Origin of the sequence: Actinokineospora alba, from assembly GCF_004362515.1 — a bacterium.
Taxonomy (GTDB): domain Bacteria; phylum Actinomycetota; class Actinomycetes; order Mycobacteriales; family Pseudonocardiaceae; genus Actinokineospora; species Actinokineospora alba.
Window position 1 is genome coordinate 3,101,679 of record NZ_SNXU01000001.1, and the last position, 16,907, is coordinate 3,118,585.

At 69.4% G+C, this 16,907-nt stretch carries 21 protein-coding genes and 1 other RNA gene; 7 read left to right on the forward strand and 15 right to left on the reverse strand.

From position 1 onward, the window contains the following. Positions 1-68: 68 nt before the first annotated feature. The 3 genes from C8E96_RS14365 to C8E96_RS14375 are packed head-to-tail and all read right to left on the reverse strand — an operon-like array spanning position 69 to position 2,484. Positions 69-713: a response regulator transcription factor gene (locus C8E96_RS14365; protein WP_166657994.1), complete on the reverse strand. Its 645-nt coding sequence runs from the start codon at positions 711-713 to the stop codon at positions 69-71. Then, entirely contained in the window at positions 701-1,828 is a 1,128-nt protein-coding gene (locus C8E96_RS14370; RefSeq protein WP_228769819.1) for a sensor histidine kinase, read from the reverse strand. The genes C8E96_RS14365 and C8E96_RS14370 overlap by 13 nt, the downstream gene beginning before the upstream one ends. Continuing rightward, positions 1,825-2,484, reverse strand: a complete 660-nt coding sequence (locus C8E96_RS14375) for a sensor domain-containing protein (protein WP_091373425.1) — start codon at positions 2,482-2,484, stop codon at positions 1,825-1,827. Before C8E96_RS14375 ends, C8E96_RS14370 begins: the two co-directional genes overlap by 4 nt. A gap of 154 nt (positions 2,485-2,638) precedes the next feature. Between C8E96_RS14375 and ssrA the strand changes: the two genes are divergently transcribed. The 3 genes from ssrA to C8E96_RS14390 all read left to right on the forward strand — a co-directional run bounded on the left by ssrA (position 2,639) and on the right by C8E96_RS14390 (position 4,886). Next, positions 2,639-3,014: a transfer-messenger RNA gene (ssrA, locus tag C8E96_RS14380) on the forward strand. Positions 3,015-3,155: 141 nt separating this feature from the next. Continuing rightward, a complete protein-coding gene (locus C8E96_RS14385; protein ID WP_091373428.1) occupies positions 3,156-3,575 on the forward strand; it encodes a barstar family protein in 420 nt (139 codons plus the stop codon). 486 nt (positions 3,576-4,061) lie between these two features. Further along, positions 4,062-4,886, forward strand: a complete 825-nt coding sequence (locus C8E96_RS14390) for a DUF72 domain-containing protein (RefSeq protein ID WP_166658242.1) — start codon at positions 4,062-4,064, stop codon at positions 4,884-4,886. A 104-nt stretch (positions 4,887-4,990) separates the two neighbouring features. Here C8E96_RS14390 and C8E96_RS14395 read toward each other — a convergent pair whose 3' ends face one another. Then, the gene (locus tag C8E96_RS14395) at positions 4,991-5,440 is read right to left on the reverse strand and encodes a YdeI/OmpD-associated family protein (protein WP_091373435.1); all 450 of its coding nucleotides are present in this window, start codon (positions 5,438-5,440) and stop codon (positions 4,991-4,993) included. A gap of 32 nt (positions 5,441-5,472) precedes the next feature. Further along, entirely contained in the window at positions 5,473-6,111 is a 639-nt protein-coding gene (locus C8E96_RS14400) for a DUF998 domain-containing protein (protein WP_228769820.1), read from the reverse strand. A 162-nt stretch (positions 6,112-6,273) separates the two neighbouring features. Here C8E96_RS14400 and C8E96_RS14405 point away from each other — a divergent pair, with 162 nt between their 5' ends. Beyond that, positions 6,274-6,909, forward strand: coding sequence for a TetR/AcrR family transcriptional regulator (locus C8E96_RS14405; RefSeq protein WP_091373439.1), 636 nt, complete (start codon positions 6,274-6,276; stop codon positions 6,907-6,909). A gap of 14 nt (positions 6,910-6,923) precedes the next feature. Next, entirely contained in the window at positions 6,924-7,367 is a 444-nt protein-coding gene (locus tag C8E96_RS14410) for a hypothetical protein (RefSeq protein ID WP_091373442.1), read from the forward strand. A gap of 28 nt (positions 7,368-7,395) precedes the next feature. On the opposite strand, the gene C8E96_RS14415 is transcribed toward C8E96_RS14410, so the two are convergent. The 7 genes from C8E96_RS14415 to C8E96_RS14445 all read right to left on the reverse strand — a co-directional run bounded on the left by C8E96_RS14415 (position 7,396) and on the right by C8E96_RS14445 (position 12,840). Further along, a complete protein-coding gene (locus tag C8E96_RS14415) occupies positions 7,396-8,307 on the reverse strand; it encodes an aminoglycoside phosphotransferase family protein (RefSeq protein WP_091373446.1) in 912 nt (303 codons plus the stop codon). Positions 8,308-8,379: 72 nt separating this feature from the next. After that, positions 8,380-9,159, reverse strand: a complete 780-nt coding sequence (locus C8E96_RS14420; RefSeq protein ID WP_091373449.1) for a class I SAM-dependent methyltransferase — start codon at positions 9,157-9,159, stop codon at positions 8,380-8,382. A 40-nt stretch (positions 9,160-9,199) separates the two neighbouring features. Further along, a complete protein-coding gene (locus tag C8E96_RS14425; RefSeq protein ID WP_228769821.1) occupies positions 9,200-10,078 on the reverse strand; it encodes a hypothetical protein in 879 nt (292 codons plus the stop codon). After that, positions 10,075-11,112 (reverse strand): hypothetical protein, encoded by a 1,038-nt coding sequence (locus C8E96_RS14430; protein ID WP_091373452.1) that lies wholly within the window; start codon positions 11,110-11,112, stop codon positions 10,075-10,077. Before C8E96_RS14430 ends, C8E96_RS14425 begins: the two co-directional genes overlap by 4 nt. 110 nt (positions 11,113-11,222) lie before the next feature. Further along, on the reverse strand, positions 11,223-12,194 hold the full coding sequence (locus C8E96_RS14435) for an NAD(P)-dependent alcohol dehydrogenase (RefSeq protein WP_091373456.1): 972 nt from the start codon (positions 12,192-12,194) through the stop codon (positions 11,223-11,225). Then, positions 12,191-12,418, reverse strand: a complete 228-nt coding sequence (locus tag C8E96_RS14440) for a helix-turn-helix transcriptional regulator (RefSeq protein WP_091373461.1) — start codon at positions 12,416-12,418, stop codon at positions 12,191-12,193. Before C8E96_RS14440 ends, C8E96_RS14435 begins: the two co-directional genes overlap by 4 nt. Continuing rightward, positions 12,412-12,840 (reverse strand): hypothetical protein, encoded by a 429-nt coding sequence (locus C8E96_RS14445; protein WP_091373465.1) that lies wholly within the window; start codon positions 12,838-12,840, stop codon positions 12,412-12,414. The genes C8E96_RS14440 and C8E96_RS14445 overlap by 7 nt, the downstream gene beginning before the upstream one ends. A 168-nt stretch (positions 12,841-13,008) precedes the next feature. Here C8E96_RS14445 and C8E96_RS14450 point away from each other — a divergent pair, with 168 nt between their 5' ends. Beyond that, complete coding sequence (locus tag C8E96_RS14450) at positions 13,009-13,389, forward strand: hypothetical protein (protein WP_091373468.1); 381 nt, start codon at positions 13,009-13,011, stop codon at positions 13,387-13,389. Between the two features lie 3 nt (positions 13,390-13,392). On the opposite strand, the gene C8E96_RS34065 is transcribed toward C8E96_RS14450, so the two are convergent. Then, positions 13,393-14,367: a hypothetical protein gene (locus C8E96_RS34065; RefSeq protein WP_228769822.1), complete on the reverse strand. Its 975-nt coding sequence runs from the start codon at positions 14,365-14,367 to the stop codon at positions 13,393-13,395. A 200-nt stretch (positions 14,368-14,567) separates the two neighbouring features. Between C8E96_RS34065 and cutA the strand changes: the two genes are divergently transcribed. Further along, positions 14,568-14,882 (forward strand): divalent-cation tolerance protein CutA, encoded by a 315-nt coding sequence (cutA, locus tag C8E96_RS14465; protein WP_091373471.1) that lies wholly within the window; start codon positions 14,568-14,570, stop codon positions 14,880-14,882. Positions 14,883-14,930: 48 nt separating this feature from the next. On the opposite strand, the gene C8E96_RS14470 is transcribed toward cutA, so the two are convergent. Both C8E96_RS14470 and C8E96_RS14475 read right to left on the reverse strand, forming a co-directional pair. After that, positions 14,931-16,205 (reverse strand): lytic transglycosylase domain-containing protein, encoded by a 1,275-nt coding sequence (locus C8E96_RS14470; RefSeq protein WP_133794459.1) that lies wholly within the window; start codon positions 16,203-16,205, stop codon positions 14,931-14,933. A 166-nt stretch (positions 16,206-16,371) separates the two neighbouring features. Further along, complete coding sequence (locus C8E96_RS14475) at positions 16,372-16,830, reverse strand: SixA phosphatase family protein (protein ID WP_091373475.1); 459 nt, start codon at positions 16,828-16,830, stop codon at positions 16,372-16,374. Positions 16,831-16,907: the final 77 nt, after the last annotated feature.

A 16,907-nucleotide genomic window follows, 5' to 3' on the forward strand; every position in this document is an offset into this window, starting at 1 on the left:
TTGCGATGAGGGGGTCGGATGTCGCCCGGGTGCTTGCTTGCTGGGATGTGGGCTGTGGGTGCGTCGGGTTATGCGCGTTCCAGGAACGTCAGTACGGCGCGTACTCGGCGGTGTTCGACGCTGCTGGGTTCCAGTCCCAGCTTCGAGAAGATGTTGCCCACGTGCTTCTCCACGGCGCCATCCGAGACCGTGAGGGTCTTGGCGATGGCCACATTGGACAGTCCTTGGGCCATCAGGCCGAGCACTTCGCGTTCACGTGGTGTCAGTAGGTCGATCGGGTTGCGGCGTCCTCTGGCCATGAGCTGCGCGATCACCTCCTGATCGATGCACGTTCCGCCGTTGGCGACCCGGCGGACCGCGTCGACGAATTCCGCTACGTCGGCCACTCGTTCCTTGAGCAGGTAGCCGACTCCGCCCGCGCCGCCTGCCAGCAGCTCCACCGCGTAGCGCTCCTCGACGTACTGGGAGAGCACCAGGACCGGCAGGCCGGGCAGTTCCACCCGGGCCCGCAATGCCGCGCGAAGGCCTTCGTCGGTGAAGCTGGGGGGCATTCGGACGTCGACGATCGCCAGGTCCGGGCGATGCTCCGTGACCGCGGTGAGGAGGCTGTCGCCGTCCTCCACCGCCGCCACGGTCTCGATGCCCTCGTCGGCGAGCAGGCGGGTGACGCCGACGCGCAGCAGCACTGAGTCTTCGGCGATCACCACGCGCACGGAAGGTCCGCCCTGATCACTGTCGGCCCGCCAAGGGGGCTCACCACTGTCATCACACCGTCAATCGTGGCAGCGCGGTCGGCCAGGCCCGCGAGCCCACCCCCGGGACGCAGGTTCGCGCCGCCTGTGCCGTTGTCGGTGATCTCCACGACGACTTGGTCGCCCGCGGGGCGTTCCTCCCGCCAGACGCGGATCATGGCCGTGGTGGCGTCCGCGTGTTTGGTGATGTTGGTCAGTGACTCGCCCACGATGAAGTACGCGGTGCTCTCCACCGCGGCGGGTGGGCGCGGGTTGACGGTCACCGTCACCTCCACCGGCACCGGACACCTCGCCGCCAGCGAGGACAGGGCCGCGTCGAGGCCGCGGTCGCCCAGGACGGCCGGGTAGATGCCGCGGGCGAGGTCGCGCAGTTCGGCGACGGCCAGCTTGGCGTCGGCGTGGGCCTCGTCGATCAGGCTGCGGGCGCCCTCGGGGTCGGCGTCGAACTTGCCCTTCGCCCGGCCCAGTCCCATCGCCACCGCCACGAGCCGCTGCTGCGCGCCGTCATGCAGGTCCCGCTCGATGCGGCGCCGCTCGGCCTCCGCGGCGTCGACCCCGCGGGCCCTGGAGGCCTGCAGCCGCTCGGCCTTGGCGGTGAGGTCGGCCGTGCGGTCCGGCCCGAGCATCGCCACGGCGAGCTGCGAGTGCAGCCAGGCGTAGCGCGGGGCCACCCACAGGGCCAGCGGGACCAGCGGGATGCTCGCGACCGCCAGGGCGAACCCGATGATGGACAGCGGGAACTCCAGCATCAGGTACAGGAAGTCCCGCCACGTCCGGCGGTCGGTGAGCAGGGTCCGCCACTGCCGCAGCATGCCCTCGCCCGTGTCGGCGAGCACCGGCTGCGCCGGAAGGTCGGCCCCGGTCAGCGTCCGTGCCCAATACCGGTGCGCGTTGCCGAAGGCCCGGGCGGACACCGCCGCGCCCACCAGGATGACGACCCCCACCCAGATGATCACCGTCGAGACGCCCACGCACATCAGGACCACGGTCGTCACGAACGTGAACAGGCTCAGCGGGAAAGCGCCCAGCAGATAGGCGATGGAAGCCGCCGGATGCGGATACTGCCGCGTCGTCACATCACACCCCCGGACACAGGCTGCCACGAACCGGCGGGCGGACGCACCGGACCCAGCATGACCCTGGCGAACCGAGCGTGCGCCGCCCCCATGCCCTTGGTCAACGCGACCGTGCACGCCAGCAGCAGCACCCCCAGCGCCGCGAACGGCAGCGCCTCGACGGTCGAGTCCACCACGATCCACGGGCGGTCCCAGTCCCACATGCGGTAGCTGCCGGTCGGCAGGTAGCGGAAGTACACCGGCAGGAAGACCAGGCCCAACGACGTCGCCCAGAACGACACCATGATGGTGAACTCGGCGATGCCCACCGGCAGCAGCAGGATGAAGTACGTCAGGCTCTTCCAGGTGGCGGCGTCCTTCACCCGCGCCAGCCACCGCTTGGTCTCCGGCAGCGGCTCGTGCGGGCCGGCGATGTAGGTGTTGAGCAGGGCGTAGACCCGGGCCCGCTCCACCTGCCCGCCCCCGCGGCACAGCACCACCGCCAACGCCAGCAACGGCAGCCCCACCCACACCACGGCGGTGCCGATACCCACCGTGAACAGCACAACCAGGACCACGAACGCCGCGATCCCCACCACCAGATTCATCAACAAAAACGCCAACGCCCCGAACACCGGCGGGGCGGGCCGGGTGCCGTCACTGTGGATCATGGTCATGTTCGTCCCCTCTCGTCAGGGACAAGCATCACGGCCCGCGGGGGCCCGAACCATGGGGTCGACCACCGGCCCGGAGGTGGGGCTAACCCCACCTTGGGGAAACCGGAATGAACTGACGGGGGCGACGCGTTATCCTGGTGAAGAACATCCACGAGGGGGTGAACGGTTTCGACTCTGGACGTCGATTCAGTGGGAAGCGTGCCGGTGCAGGCGAGATGACCACCGTAAGCGTCGCTCGCAAACCAATAAGCGCCGAAACTAACGTTCGCGCTGACTACGACCTCGCTGCCTAAGTAGCGGGTCGGGTCTGTCGGCCCAGGGATGCCTCCGCCCTGGATCCCGGCATCAGCTAGGAGGACTACCGCCAGCCTCGGTCACGGGGGTTGGTTGGGAAACAAACAGTGACTGGGCTCGTCACACCGGCTTGTTCGCGTGACCGGTGGGGCCAAGTAGAGACAAGGCGGACTGCGCACGGAGAAGCCCTGATGAAGCGACAGAGGACCCGGGTTCGATTCCCGGCACCTCCACAGCCCCGCTGACCAGCGGATTTGTTACCGCTGATGTGTCGGCAGACGAACCGGCCCCCACTCATGTGGGGGCCGGTTCTTGTTCGCCCACCGACCTGTGCGCTAGGCGGCATGAGCGGATGATCGGGGTGTCATGCTTTGAGCGTGACGGACGACCGTGATGAGCTTCCCGTGCTGGTCGTGGACGGGTCGAACTTTGCCGACTTCGGCGGCTTCGCGCGCGAGTTCTCGCGGCTGCTGTGTCACTACACATGGCGGGGGAATCTGGACGCCTTCAACGACATCCTCCGAGGAGGCTTCGGCACACCGGAGAATGGGTGGGTGCTGAGGTGGCTTGACTCCGAGAAGTCCAGGTCCGCGCTCGGTCACGAGGCGACAGCTCGGCGTCTGGAAGGGCTCTTGACCACCTGTCACCCGTCGAATCGTTCCGGCATCCGAGCCAGGATCGCCAACGCTCGGCGTGGCGAGGGGCCGACGCTGTTTGACGAGATCGTTGAGATCATCCGCATTCACGGCCCTGGTGGTGACGAGTCCGAAGACGGCGTTCTGCTGGAATTGCGCTGACCGTCGGCCCGCCCAAGGATCAACGACGTCCGCTCATCGGCAGAAGAGGACGTTACGTCAGGGCGGCGAGCCGTTCATCCCACGAGGCCCAGCGAGCGTGACCCGGGTCTGTGGTCCCACTGCTGTCACTTCCTGGTTCGGATGGATTGACGTTAGGTCCACGACCGACGGCCGACGTGTGTCTGCGGAAAGCGCAGACCACGTCGGTTGTCTTTTGTACTGGGGGCCGAGCCCCCAGACCCCCACGGTGTGATCAGTGGCCATTCCAGCCCTGCCGGACCAGCAATGTGGCTCGCGCTGCGCGCGTCGGGTACGTGAACAACCGCCGGGTCGCCCACGGTGTGATCGGTGGCCATTCCAGCCCTGCCGGGCATCAGCTCGCTCCGTGAGTGTGTAGCCAATGGGGTGGATCGCCTACGGTGCGATCGGTCTTCATTCGCGATCAATGGAGTTGGTGGGATGGCGTCTCTTCATGTCGGTTGCGCGATGTGGACCCACAAGGCGTGGCCAGGGCGGTTCGTGCCGCGGTCGCTGGCGGCAGGGGAGCGTCTGCGGGCCTATGCCGGTTGGTGCAACGCGGTCGAGGGCAACACCACCTTCTACGCGACCCCCGCGCGGGACACCGTCGCGACGTGGGCGCGGCAGACCGGTCCCGGTTTCCGGTTTCTGGTCAAGCTGCCCAAGATCGTCACGCACGAGCGCCGGTTGGCCGGTGTCGAGGTCGCGATGCGGGCGTTCCTGGACGCGGTCGAGCCCCTCGGTGAACGGGCGGTGCTGTGGACCCAGCTGCCGGCCTCGTTCGGCCCTCAGGACGTCGATGCTCTCGGGCGCTTCCTGCGCAGGCTTCCCGCCGACCGCAAGCGCGCTGTAGAGGTGCGCCACCCCGGATTCTTCACCGACCCCGGCTCGACGTCGCTGCTGGAGCGGACACTCGCCGACGCGAACACAGAGTGGGTGCCGTTCGACACCACAGTCTTCTTTCAGAGCCCCCCGACCAGCGAGGCCGCACAGGAATCTTGGGCGAGGAAACCGCGGCTGCCGCAGCGGACGCGGGCGCTGACCGACCGGCCGATCGTCCGCTACCTGGGCCGCGACTCGGTCGAGGAGACGGTCGAGGGGTGGCGGCCGTGGACCGAGGTGGTCGCCGACTGGCTGCGCGAAGGCCGATCGCCGACGGTATTCCTGCACACCCCCGACAACGACGACGCGCCCGCGCTGGCCCGCCGGTTCCACGACGAGGTGCGAACACTCGTCCCAGACCTCGACGCATTGCCCGAACCCGCGCCTGTCGAGCCCGCGACCCTGTTCTGAGCGGCACCCATGCGGGTCGTGAGCAGCTCGCCTGCCCCGAGATCAACGCCGGCACGCTCGATGAGACGTCGCCCCCGGATCGGGGGCTCTCCCGGTGGCAGGGGTCAGCGGGCGCGGCCCTCGCGGAGCATGGCCACCGACTTCTCGACCCGGGCCGCGCGCGTCTCCGCTTTCTTGGCGCTGGTCACCTGGTGGACGTGCCAGGACTGCTTGCTGTGCGTCAGCGTGTCCCAGAAGGTCTTCGCCGGGGCGTCGGCGGCCAGGGCGGCGGCGAGGTCGTCGGGCACCTCGGTCTCGCGGGGCGCGGTGTCGAGTTCCACGTCGACGTCGAAGACCTGGCCGGCTTCGATGCCTGCCTGCGCACGCCGTTCGCCGCTTACTCCGAGGAGGTACCGGCCGCCCATCTTGGCGATCGACGTCCGGAACGTGAAGCCGTCGACCGTGACGGACACCTTCGGGTGGCCGCCTCCGCCCAGGCTCTCGACAACCTCCTCGGGGACCTCGAAGCCCGCGGTGTTCTTGCCGGTGGATTCCAGCTCGGCCCGAAATCTCATGGTGAATCCCCTGACGTCGACGACTGGATGATCTAGGACGGTGCGACAGCGGTATCCGACCCGTTGCGTCGGTGCGCGTCAGGATGGGGCACGGTGCCGTACAGGGCCAGCGAGGTCCCGGCGAGCCAAGCCCAGCAGGCCACGACCGCGACCCAGAGGAACACCACGCCGAGCGTTCCGGCCGAGAACGCGGCACCCGCGACGAAGCCGATCGCCACCACGATGCCGCTCCCACGTGAACAGAGCGCCCGCCGACGCTCCCCACGCCGCGCGAACCAGCCGGCGACCACGAACGCCGCCGCGGCAAGGCAGAGAAAGCCGATCGCACCGAAGGCCATGTGCAGTAGGCCGCTCACTGAGACCTCGGTCGAGGTCGATCCCCCCGGGAAACCTGCCATCGGGTCGGGCGGGAAGATCGCGCTAGCCACCAGGCAAACGCCGAAGATCCCGACCAGCGTGCTCGCCGCGGTCGCGCCTCGGGAACCGCGCATCGCGCGCCTGGCGCCGAACGCCGCCGCCAGGGTCATCACACCGCTGAGGACCAGGTTGACGGCCTGCGCCCAGCCGAGGTCGCCGAGCATGAGAAGACTGAGTGCGTGTCGCCCGAAGTCGAACCCGGGGCGCGTCGCGCCAAGGGCGACGCCGGTGACCAGATAGAAGACCCCGGCCACGACACCCACCCCAGAAGCGACCGCGTGATCGCCGCCGCGCCGTCGAAGCCATCTCTGCGACCCATCAGCCCGCCTCCAACTTGTTGCCCTATTGAGTGCAGTATTACACGACTGAGTGTAGTTGTATACTGATTGGTGTAAGAAGGATGAGGGGGTGCGCTGGTGACGGGAACGCCGGACGGGGGAGGGCTCGACCCGCGGGTCGAGCGGTCGCGGGCGGTCATCCTGCCCACGGCGACGGAACATTTCCTGCGCAACGGCTACGTCGGGGCCAACGTGGACGAGATCGCCGCGCGGGCCCGGGTGTCCAAGCGGACGATCTACAACCTGTTCGGCGGCAAGGAGCAGCTGTTCCGGGAAATCCTGGCCGTCGCGCTGGACACCGCCGAGCGGTTCTCCCGCGACATGTCGACCGCCCTCGGCACCACCGACGACGTGGAAGCCGAACTCCGTGACCTCGGGACCAAACTGGCGGGCACCGTGTTGACCGGGCCGATCGTGCGCCTGCGCCGCCTGCTGATCGGCGAGGCCGAGCGGTTCCCCGAGTTGGCGGGCGACTACTACGAACGAGCCCCCGGCCGGGTGATGGCGACCCTGGCCGAGGGATTGCGTCGCTGCCATGAACGCGGCACGCTCCGCGTCGGGGACTCGGAGCTGGCCGCGGAGCACTTCGCGTTCCTCGTCGTGGGCGCGTCGCTGGACCGCGCCCTGTTCGAGGCGGCAACACCACCCGCCGCGGCGGAGGTCGAGAAACGCGCACACGCCGGGATCGACGCGTTCCTCCGCGCCTACCGATAGCCAAGGAGGAAGCGATGCGGAGCGAGGCCATGGGGCAGTTGGACGCCCTGGTCGGATCATGGCGGACGACGATGCGGAACGCGTGGTTCCTGGAGCCCGCCGACCTGCGGGTGCCGGGCTCGGCGGCGGGCGAGTGGCTCGGCGACGCGTTCGTGGTCTTCCGCTGGATGATGGAGGGCGACGTCGGAAAGGCCACGAGTGAGATGGTCTTGGTCCTCGGCCGCAGCGACGCGCATGACGCCTACTCGGCCCTCTACCACGACGAACGAGGTGTCTGCCGGGTCTTCGCCATGACCTTCGACGGCTCGCGGTGGACCCTGAGTCGCGAGGACCCCGACATGTTCCAGCGGTTCGTCGCCGACGTCGGGCCCGACCGGATCGTGGGCCGCTGGGAGGCGTCCGAGGATCAGGGATCGAACTGGCGCAAGGACTTCGACCTCATCTTCGAGCGGGCTTAGCGGCGCCGGGCACGTCTTCCGGCGGTCCTCAGCCGAAGCTGTCGTGGTCGGCCAGGACTTCGTCGATCACCCTTTGGTTGATGGCGGCGCGTTCGTGGTCGTCGTCCTCGAGGCACCCGTCGAGAATCAGCAGGGCCTTCCACAGCGCCCAGCCCCGAGCACGTGCCCAGGTGCCCTTGTCCAGGTCGACAACTTCGCGGAACGCCTCTCGGCTCGCACCGGAGAACATCGTCCAGGCGATCACCAGGTCGCAGGCCGGGTCGCCGACACCACAGGTGCCGAAGTCGATGACTGCCGTCAGCTTTCCCGCTGCGACCAGCAGGTTTCCCACGGCGACGTCGCCGTGGAACCACACCGGCGGGCCCGTGATCTCGGCGGCCAGGGCGTCCTCCCAGACGGCGGCGGCCCGAGCTGTGTCGACGTGCCCGGTGAGCGTGTCCAGGAAACGGCGGGTGTCCTCGTCATAGTGGGCGGGCGAGCAGCCCCGGTACCAGCTGTGTGCCCCGCCGAGCGGGCCATCGGTGGGGTCGCAGCGCTGGAGGGCGAGAAGAAACTCGGCCACCGAGATCGCGAACCGCGACAGGTCGTCGACGCGCTTCGGATCGGCCGTCTCGCCGGGCACCCAACGGCGCACCGACCACGGGAAGGGATATCCCTCGCCGGGGACGCCCTCGGCCAGGACGACGGGGATGGTGACCGGCAGGGACGACGCGAGCCGGGGCAGCCAGCGATTCTCTTTCGCCACAGCGGGGACGTAGCCGGCGGCGGTGGGCAGCCGCACCGTCAGGTCGTCGCCGAGGCGGTAGGTCCGGTTGTCCCAGCCGTCGACTTCGACCGGGGTCACCGCCAGGTCGCTCCACTGCGGGAACTGGGCGGAGACAAGACGTTTGACGAGACTCGCATCGATTCCGGCGCGGCCGTCCGCGGGAGCTGAACCCATGCCGCGATCATCGCGTTCCGCCCTCGCCTACGACAACGAGTTTTCACCGGGGCAAATGCACCGTCGAGGGCTTCACAGCTGCCGGACGCGCAGCACACCGGTCAGCATCGGGAGGGTGAACTCGGCGGAGGTGGTCTCCGGCCTGGTCGCGAGGAAGGCACGGATCCGGGCGAGCGTGGCCTCTCGTTCCGGTTCCGGCATGACCAGCACCCCGGCGCGCGTCGCGATCGTCGCGATGAGGGAGTCGGCGGTGCGACGCTGCCCGTGCGGGAACTCGGCCTGCTCCGGCGAGCCGAACCGGGCGGCGACGCCACCGTCGGGAAGGTGCAGGCCCGCTGTCGCGGTGCGCCAGTTGCTGAACGTGTCCCGCGGGCCGATGGCCGCGCTTCCGCTGACCCGCTCGAGTCCGGCGACCCAGTCGACCCGGTCGTCCATGACGTTCCACAGACCGGCCAGGATGCCGCCAGGCGCCAGGACCCTGGCTATCTCGGGCCCCGCCACGGCCATGTCGAACCAGTGCAGGGCATTCCCGGCCAGCACGGCGTCGACGGACCCGTCCGGCAGCGGTATCGCCTCGGCATTGCCCGGCAGGGCCCGGACGGCGGGCAGCGCGCGCCGCAGCTCGGTCAGCATCGCCGGGTCGGGCTCCACCGCGATGACGTCGACGCCCAGCGCGACCAGCGTGCCGGTCAGCTTGCCGGTTCCGGCGCCGAGGTCGAGCACCCGCGGACCGGGCGCGGCCTCCAGCGCCCACCGCACCGCGTCCGGCGCGTAGTCCGGGCGGTGCTCGGCGTAGGCGACCGCCGCCGCGCCGAACGAGGACGCGAGACGTGGCCGCGCGTCCGGTTCCATGGGATCGACCCTACTGATCCGCGGCGCACCGCTGACGAGATCAGCGGCCCGGTCCCGGTTTTGTGCGACAAATCGAAGGCTGCGCCCCGCAGTCGTGGCGTGCGGCTGTTCCGTTGTTGTCGGTGTGCATGTTGTACTCGATCTGGTGGCTGCTCCATGCGGTGGTGGCGAACGGTTTCGCGCTTGGTGGCGGCACGATGATCTGTGTCCGGCTGCCGCGATACGAGTACTCGATATGGACGCGCCACTGGCAATAGCACTTCGTCGTGGACGCGCGGATCATCAAGTGTTCGGGCTTTCCCTCTTCGACGTAGCGGATCTTTCCGTTGGCGAGGTACGGCGTCATCGGCTTCGTGGGATCCCCTGACTCATCCCGGACCAGCGCGGGGATCTCGCCACCGATGAAGGAGTCGAGTTGGAAGTCGAACTGGGCCACGTCGGCGGAGCCCTGCGGATCGGCGATGAACGCGGTGCCTGCCAGCGGCGGGCGCCGACTCTCGACTACCGCCGTGACTTTCTCGATGGCGATCTGACCGGCGCGATTGCTGATCAGCGTCACCTTGTGTCCGGAGGTGCCCATCTGGGCGCCGTCCCGGTCGACGACAGCTTTGTAGGTGAACGTCGACATCGGCTCGGTGACGATGGCGTCCGTGGTCCAGTACGCCCCGGCGATCAGTGAGGGATAGTCCTCACCGCTCGCGGTGAGCTTCTGCTCGCCGAACAGGTCGCGTGTCCGGTCCACCGCCCAGGGCGCGATCCCCGGAATCGCCACGGCGAGGATCAGCGGGGTCATCGTCGCGGCCAGCCACTTGGGTCCCCGGCCGAGGTTGCGCCACCAGGACAGTGCCGGACCGGCTTCCGGCCGCGCGTCCTTGGGGGCAGCCTTGCGCGCGCCGGGCTGTTTCCGCTTGCGGCTCATGACCGAGCGTCCGCCCTCTCGTCTTCCTCGTCGTGGTCCGTGTCGTCGTGGACGCGTTCGACGGGTGCGCTGAGGGTGCCCGTGCCCAGGAAGATCAGCAGGAGCGGCACCGCCGCGAGTGCCGCGAGGTAGGCCGGACCAACCCGCAGATACTCCAGTTCGACACTGATCTTGCCGGTCAGCTCGCTGGGATCCCACAGCAGGAGCGCGTTGATGGACAGCACGGCGATCAACCCACCGCACAGGTACAGCCCGGCGGCCCGCAACACGCGACGCGTGCTCCCCACGCTCAAGGCCATGCCGACGAGCAGCACGAGTGTGCCGACCAGTCCGACCCGGTAGATCCCCTGCCACCCGGCCGCGATCGCGGGCATCACCTCCGCGGCCTTCAGCTCGAACCAGGGCAGGGCGAGGGACAGCAGGATCAACGGCCCGGCCACGGCCAGCGAGGTCCACCGGACAAACGCCAGTCGCCGCGGCGGTATCACCGTGTCCTCGATGGGGATCAGTGCGACTCGCTCAGACGGGACCACCACCGCGATCGCCAAGCCGAGGCCGACCAGCAGCAGCCCCGCGGCGTAGAGAATCAGTCCCCCCAACGGTGACACCGGCAGGTCCGCGGCCGTCCCGAGCAGCGAGCGCTGTCGGTCCCAATCCGCGAGCAGGTGGTCGGGAAGCGCCGCACGCAGTCCATCGGTGTTCGGGCGCAACGCAACGAACAGTGCCACTATCGCGGGCGCCGGGGTCAGCATCGTCGCGGCGACCCGGACCAGCATGGTGGGTCGCCGTCCGATCGCGAACCCCATCGCCGCCGCCACGGCCGTGGCGACCAGCAGCAACGCGAAGTTCGGTCCCTGGCCCGGGATACTCGTCACCGACAACGTCTCTGTTGTCGCGCCATACGGGAAGGTCACGATCACCCATGGCAGCGTGAGCGCTACGACGGCCAACCCGAAACCGATGCCGGACAGCACCAGCCCGCCAATCCAGGTCATCGTCACCCCTGGCGGCGCGGTGCGGTCCGGCTCGGTCATCGGTCGAGACACTGAATCCCCCAAGAGGCGCACGCCGGAAACATCACTGGCCGGAGCCAGGGCGGCCAATGGTAGTGGCTCGGCGTACTTGGCGGCGAAGATTCGTCGGCTCAGAGGGTGAGGACGACCTTGCCGCGGGCGTGGCCTTCCTCGAGGTGGCGAATGGCTTTGGCGGCCTCTGCCAGCGGAAATGTGCGCTCGATGACCGGGGTCAGCTCGCCCGCCTCGATATGGGCCGCCAGCACTTCGAGGTCGGCGCTGGTCTCCTTGGAGATGAAGCCGCGCAGGCGTTGTGCGACGAACGGTGACAGCAGGGCCGCGCGCAGGGAGCGGCCGATGCCGCCGGTCCACTTCCCGCCCGCTTCGCCGCCGATGATGACCAGTGTCCCTTTGGGAGTGAGGACGGGCCGCAGGCGCGACAGCGGGTGGTTGCCCGCGATGTCGAGGATGATGTCGTAGCGGCGGGGGCTTTCGGCGAAGTCCTCGCGGGTGTAGTCGATGACGTGGTCGGCGCCGATCGAGCGGACCAGGTCGGCCTTGGTGGTGCTGCAGACACCGGTGACCTCGGCGCCGAAGGCTTTGGCCAGTTGCACGGCGAAGGTGCCCACCCCGCCCGCCGCGCCGATCACCAGAACGTGTTGTCCCGCCTTGACTTCACCCGCGTCGCGCAGGGCCTGCAGTGCGGTCCAGCCGGAGATGGGGACGGCGGCCGCCTGGTCGAAGGTGAGGCTCGCGGGCTTGAGCGCGAGTCGGTCCTCGCGGGCGGTCGCGTACTCGGCGAAGGAGCCCTCGCAGGCGCCGAAGACCTCGTCGCCGGGCTTGAACCGGGTGACGTTCCCGCCGACCGCCTCGACCCGCCCGGCGACGTCACGCCCACGGGTCGGCACCTTCGGCCTGCGTAAGCCGAAGCCGAGAATCCTTAGCAGATAAGGCATCCCGGTCATCAGGTGCCACACGCCCGGATCGACACCGGCGGCGCGGACGGCGATGAGCACCTCGTTGTCGCCCATCACCGGCCGGTCGATCTCCCGCAGTGCCAACACATCCGCGGAGCCGTAGGTGTCCTGAACGATCGCCTTCATGGCATTTCTCCTTCTGGGTACTGGAACACATCGTCGAGCGGGACGCCGAACACCTTGGCGATCTGGAAAGCCATCTCCAGCGACGGCGAGTAGCGGCCCTGTTCGATGGCGATGACGGTCTGGCGGGTGACGCCGATGCGCTTGGCCAGCTCGGCCTGCGTCATCTCCCCATGCGCGAAACGCAGGGCGCGGATGGTGTTGGTGACCTTGGTCGACTTCACCATGTCTGGAAACCCCGGCGGTAGGCGGCGAGTTTGGCCATGGACCCGAGGGCCGCGGACAGCGCGAACCCGAGGTAGATCACGTTGGCGATCCAGAAGTGGTTCCACTCGGCCATCGACATGACCAGCGCGGCCACCGCGCCGATGACGACGAAGGACATCCCGATGTAGTCGCCGAACCGGGCGATCTCCCGGTCGCGCTGATCCTTCTGGTCCGCACCCTCGTCGGAGGCGATCGAGACCACGATGTTCAGCACGATCGCCACCACGATCGCGCCGCCGATGGTCCACAGCATCGTCGACACATAGGGCGCGTCGGCGAGCGCGACGTCGCCCGCCCCTCCGAGAACGGTGATCAGGTAGACCGCGTACGCGGCGACCGTGACCACCAGCATGATCCACGCGCGTTTCTCTTCGAACGCCACAGCAGCTCCCGATGTAAAGCAAAGTTGACATGGGTGAACGTAAAGCAGAACTGACTCCATGTCAAACTTTCTTTACCTCGCTGGGTCCGCTCGACCCTGTCCCGGTGGCCCGCGCCGGACGTATGCTCCGGCGGTCGGGGCCCATCGTCGGGATGCCCGGGAGCTGCCATGAGACGTCTCGCGTTCGTTCTTTCGACCATCGCGCTGCTGGTCGGAGCCGCGCCGCAGGCCCTGGCCGACGCGCCTGCCCGGGTGCGGGTGCTGACCTGTTCGGACGGCACGACGTTCACCGGCGAACAGGTCCGGTTCGGCGGCGGCGCGCCTCCCCGGACCTGGCGCAACGTCGTCACCGGCGAGGACCCGGTCGCGTTCGTCTTCTTCGCCTCGTCCGTCACCGCGCCCGACGGCACCGTGGTCGAGAACGTGACCTGGGACCACAGTCAGGGGGTCGACCGCAACCGTGACCTGGTGACGTGCGGCTTCGTCATCCCCGAGGGCCCGTTCATCGGCCACGCGGCCGATTTCGTCGGCTACTTCATCGGTGCGTGAGCGTCACTCGCAGGCGATTCCATCGCTGTCGCGGTCGAGGTCGTAGATGTCGCTGCCGATGACCCGAACCGGTCCGCGCACATACGCCGGGCCGTTGCCGCTGCCACCCGCGCAGTCGACGTCGGAGGCGATGGGGACGCAGCCGGAGTAGTTCTCGTCGCAGTTGCTCGCCGCGGTCGTGGGCGCCGGCTTGGGCGGTGCGGGCGCGGCGGTCGTGGTGCGCCGGGTCGTGGTGACCGGTGCCTTCGTCGGAGCGGGAGCCGGGGGCGGCGGCGGGGCGGCTTCGGTGGTGACCGGGGGAGCGGCGACCTCCGTCGTGGTCGTCGGTGGCGGTGTGGTGGTGGTCGTTGTCGTTGTGGTGCTTGAGGTTGTGGTCGTGGTGAGCACCGTGTCGCTCGCCGTGGGGGCGTCCTCGCCGCTGCCCGCGATGACGGCGATGAGGGTGATGACGCCGACGACACCCGCGACGACGAAGCCCGCTCCATGATTCGACTTGGCCTTGCCGGGCAGCGGAGCGCGCATCGGCGGGACGGCGTGCGACGCCGGATCCAGCGGGCGCATCGGCCCGGCCGGGACCGGCGGCAGGGTGCGCGTCATCGGCGCCATGGGGACGCCGTCGGTGTGGCGCGGGAGGTAGAGCTCCAGTTCGATGCCGCGCTTGCCCAAGTGGACCAGGGCCTCGCAGCCGGGGCGGGCGCCGCGCGCGGACACGGACCGCAGGAACGGCGCGTACCGCTGCGACATCGCGTAGGTCAGCTCGCCGACGCGCGAGCCGTCCAGCCGCACCTCGATCGCCTGGTGGCCTTGGTACTTCCCGGATCCGATGGTGCACCAGGCCAGTTCGACGGCGACCCGCCGCGGCACATCGCCGTGCACCGGGTAACGCGCCAGGATGTGCTGGTGGTGTTCCTCGCGCGTGACGGTCACGGGTACGGCGGGGGCGAACATGTGCAGGCCTGCCGACGAGTTCTCGATCAAAGCGGTCGCCTCTTCGGGCCGAAGGTGCGCGCGGACTGGCCGCGCCTCGTGGTTGTGCGCTGGGCCCCCGACTTGCCCCGCTTCGCGGCCAGGGCAACGACTTCGTGCCCGGCCGACGGTTGTTCATCGGTCAACAAAACGATTCGTTACGGTCGGTCCGTGAATGGACACTGACCGATGCGCGACACAAGGGAGCCGGGATGCGGATTGTGGTCACCACGACAGGAACGGCTGAGGACGCCGAGCGGCTGGCCGACGGCTTGGTCGGAGAGCGGCTCGCGGCGTGTGTGCAGATCGTCGGGCCGGTGCGCAGCGTGTACCGCTGGGACGGTGCGATCCAGCACGACCAGGAATGGCAGTGCTGGATCAAGACCGCCGCCGACCGCGTCGACGCGCTCACCGAGTGGATCAAGGCGCACCACCCGTACGACGTCCCCGAAGTGGTCACCCTGCCGGTACTCGGCGGCAACGCCGATTACCTGTCCTGGGTGACTGCTGAGACCCGTCCGGGATGACGAAACGGCCGGCTCCATGGTGGAGGCCGGCCGTCTCGGTGGGCTGCGCTATCGGGGCTTCGGAAGCCAGACCGTCCAGTCGTACCAGTCGGAGCCCGGAGCCGGGGCGGGCGCGGGTGCCGGGGCAGGCGCCGGTGCGGGAGCTGGGGCCGGTGCGGGAGCAGGCGCCGGTGCCGGTGCCGGTGCCGGTGTGGGAGCTGGGGCAGGCGCGGGTGCCGGTGCGGGGGCGGGCGCCGGAGCGGGGGCCGGTGCCGGGGCGGGAGCGGGCGCGGGAGCCGGGGCCCCGGGGACACCGGGGGCCGGTGCGGGGGCGGGCTGCGGTGCCGGAAGCTGGGGGTTGGGGAGTTCGCCGGGCGGCGCGCCGGGGGCCGGGGGGTTGAACGGCAGCTGCGGGCTGCCCGGGTTCTGCGTCGCGGCCACGGGGGACGGGGCGGGCAGCGCCAGGGCACCAGGGTCGGACTTGCGGTCGGGCTTCGCCGGGACCTGCGGGATCGCGGTGACGCCGTTGGCGTACCTGGCCGCCCAGGTCAGCACCGTGGTGACGTACTCCTGGGAGTGGTTGTACCGGAAGACGGCCTTCGCGGCCTGGCTCGGGTCGGACAGGTCCATTCCGCCCGAACAGAGGTAGCGGCCCGTGGACACCGCCGCGTCGTAGACGTTGTGCGGGTCGGCGAGACCGTCGCCGGTGGCGTCGGCGCCGTAGCGCGCCCAGGTCGCCGGGATGAACTGCATCGGGCCGACGGCCCGGTCCCAGGTCCGGTCGCCGTCGTGGGCGCCGCCGTCGGTGTCGCGGATCGCGGCGAATCCGTTGCCGTTCAACGCAGGCCCGAGGATCGGGGAGACGGTCTTGCCGTCGCCGTCGACCTGTCCGCCGCGGGCGTGGCCGGACTCGATCCGCCCGATGCTCGCCAGCAGCGACCACGTCAGGTGACAGCCCGGCTGGGTGGTCGACAGCAGCGACTCGGCGCGCAGGTACGCGCGGAGCACGATCTCGGGGACCGCGGCGCCGCCCGCGGGCAGGGCGGCGAGGACGTCGAGCGGCACCACGGGCGCGGTGGGCGCGGCGGCTGACGGCGAGGGCAGCTCACCGTTGACGGCGAACTCGTCGTCGGCCGCGAACGGGCCGACGGGGGTGACCGGCGCGATGTCACCGGACTTCCCGGCATCCTTTGTGGACAGTGGGGACGTACCGTCACTCGCGGCCATTGCCAGCAGGATGGCGAGCGGGGTCGCCGCGGTCGCCAGTCCGGCCATCCGGCGTGGCCGCCGCGGCTTGCGCTGCTTCGCGGTCTTCACAGCCGGGGGCTTGCGATGCCTCGCCATCGAATACACCTTCCACGACGCCGCGGTGACACCTGTCACCTGTGGGTAAGGAGACAGTGCCCGATGGCGAAGGGAAAATCACGAGGACTTATCGCGACCCCTGAATTGTTGACGCTAATCGAAGAGGCCCTGGACCCGCGACTGTCGCGGACTGACAAATCCTGGGCTAAGGCCGGATTTTCTCGGTCATGACCAGTTCACCCGACCGGAACCCGGGTGCGCACTTCACGACCGACAATGTGGAGGTCTTGAGCACTGGGTGCTCCCCGGTGAGGCTGCCGATCAGCAGCTCAAGATCAGGGTTGTGGCCGACCACGAGCACCGTCTTCACGTCGTTGAGCGAGCCCAGCAGGTCCAGGATCGCCTCGGCGCCCTCGCCGTAGAGCTGCTCCTCGAACCGTGTTTCCGGCACCGAGGGCAGCTCGGCGGAGACCAGCTCCCACGTCTGGCGCGTCCGGGTCGCGGGCGAGACCAGAGCGAGGTCGATGTCCGGGATGTGCTCGGCGAGCCAGCGGCCCACGGCGGGCGCGTCCGTCCGGCCGCGGTCGGCCAGCGGCCTGCGGTAGTCGGGCACACCCTCCGGCCATGCGGACTTCGCGTGTCGCAGGATCACCAGGCGCGGCATCGAGCCTCCTCATCGTCTGGTCCATATCGAACCAGTTCGACGAGCGGGAGGACGCCACCGCCCCGGTGGCGCCCTCC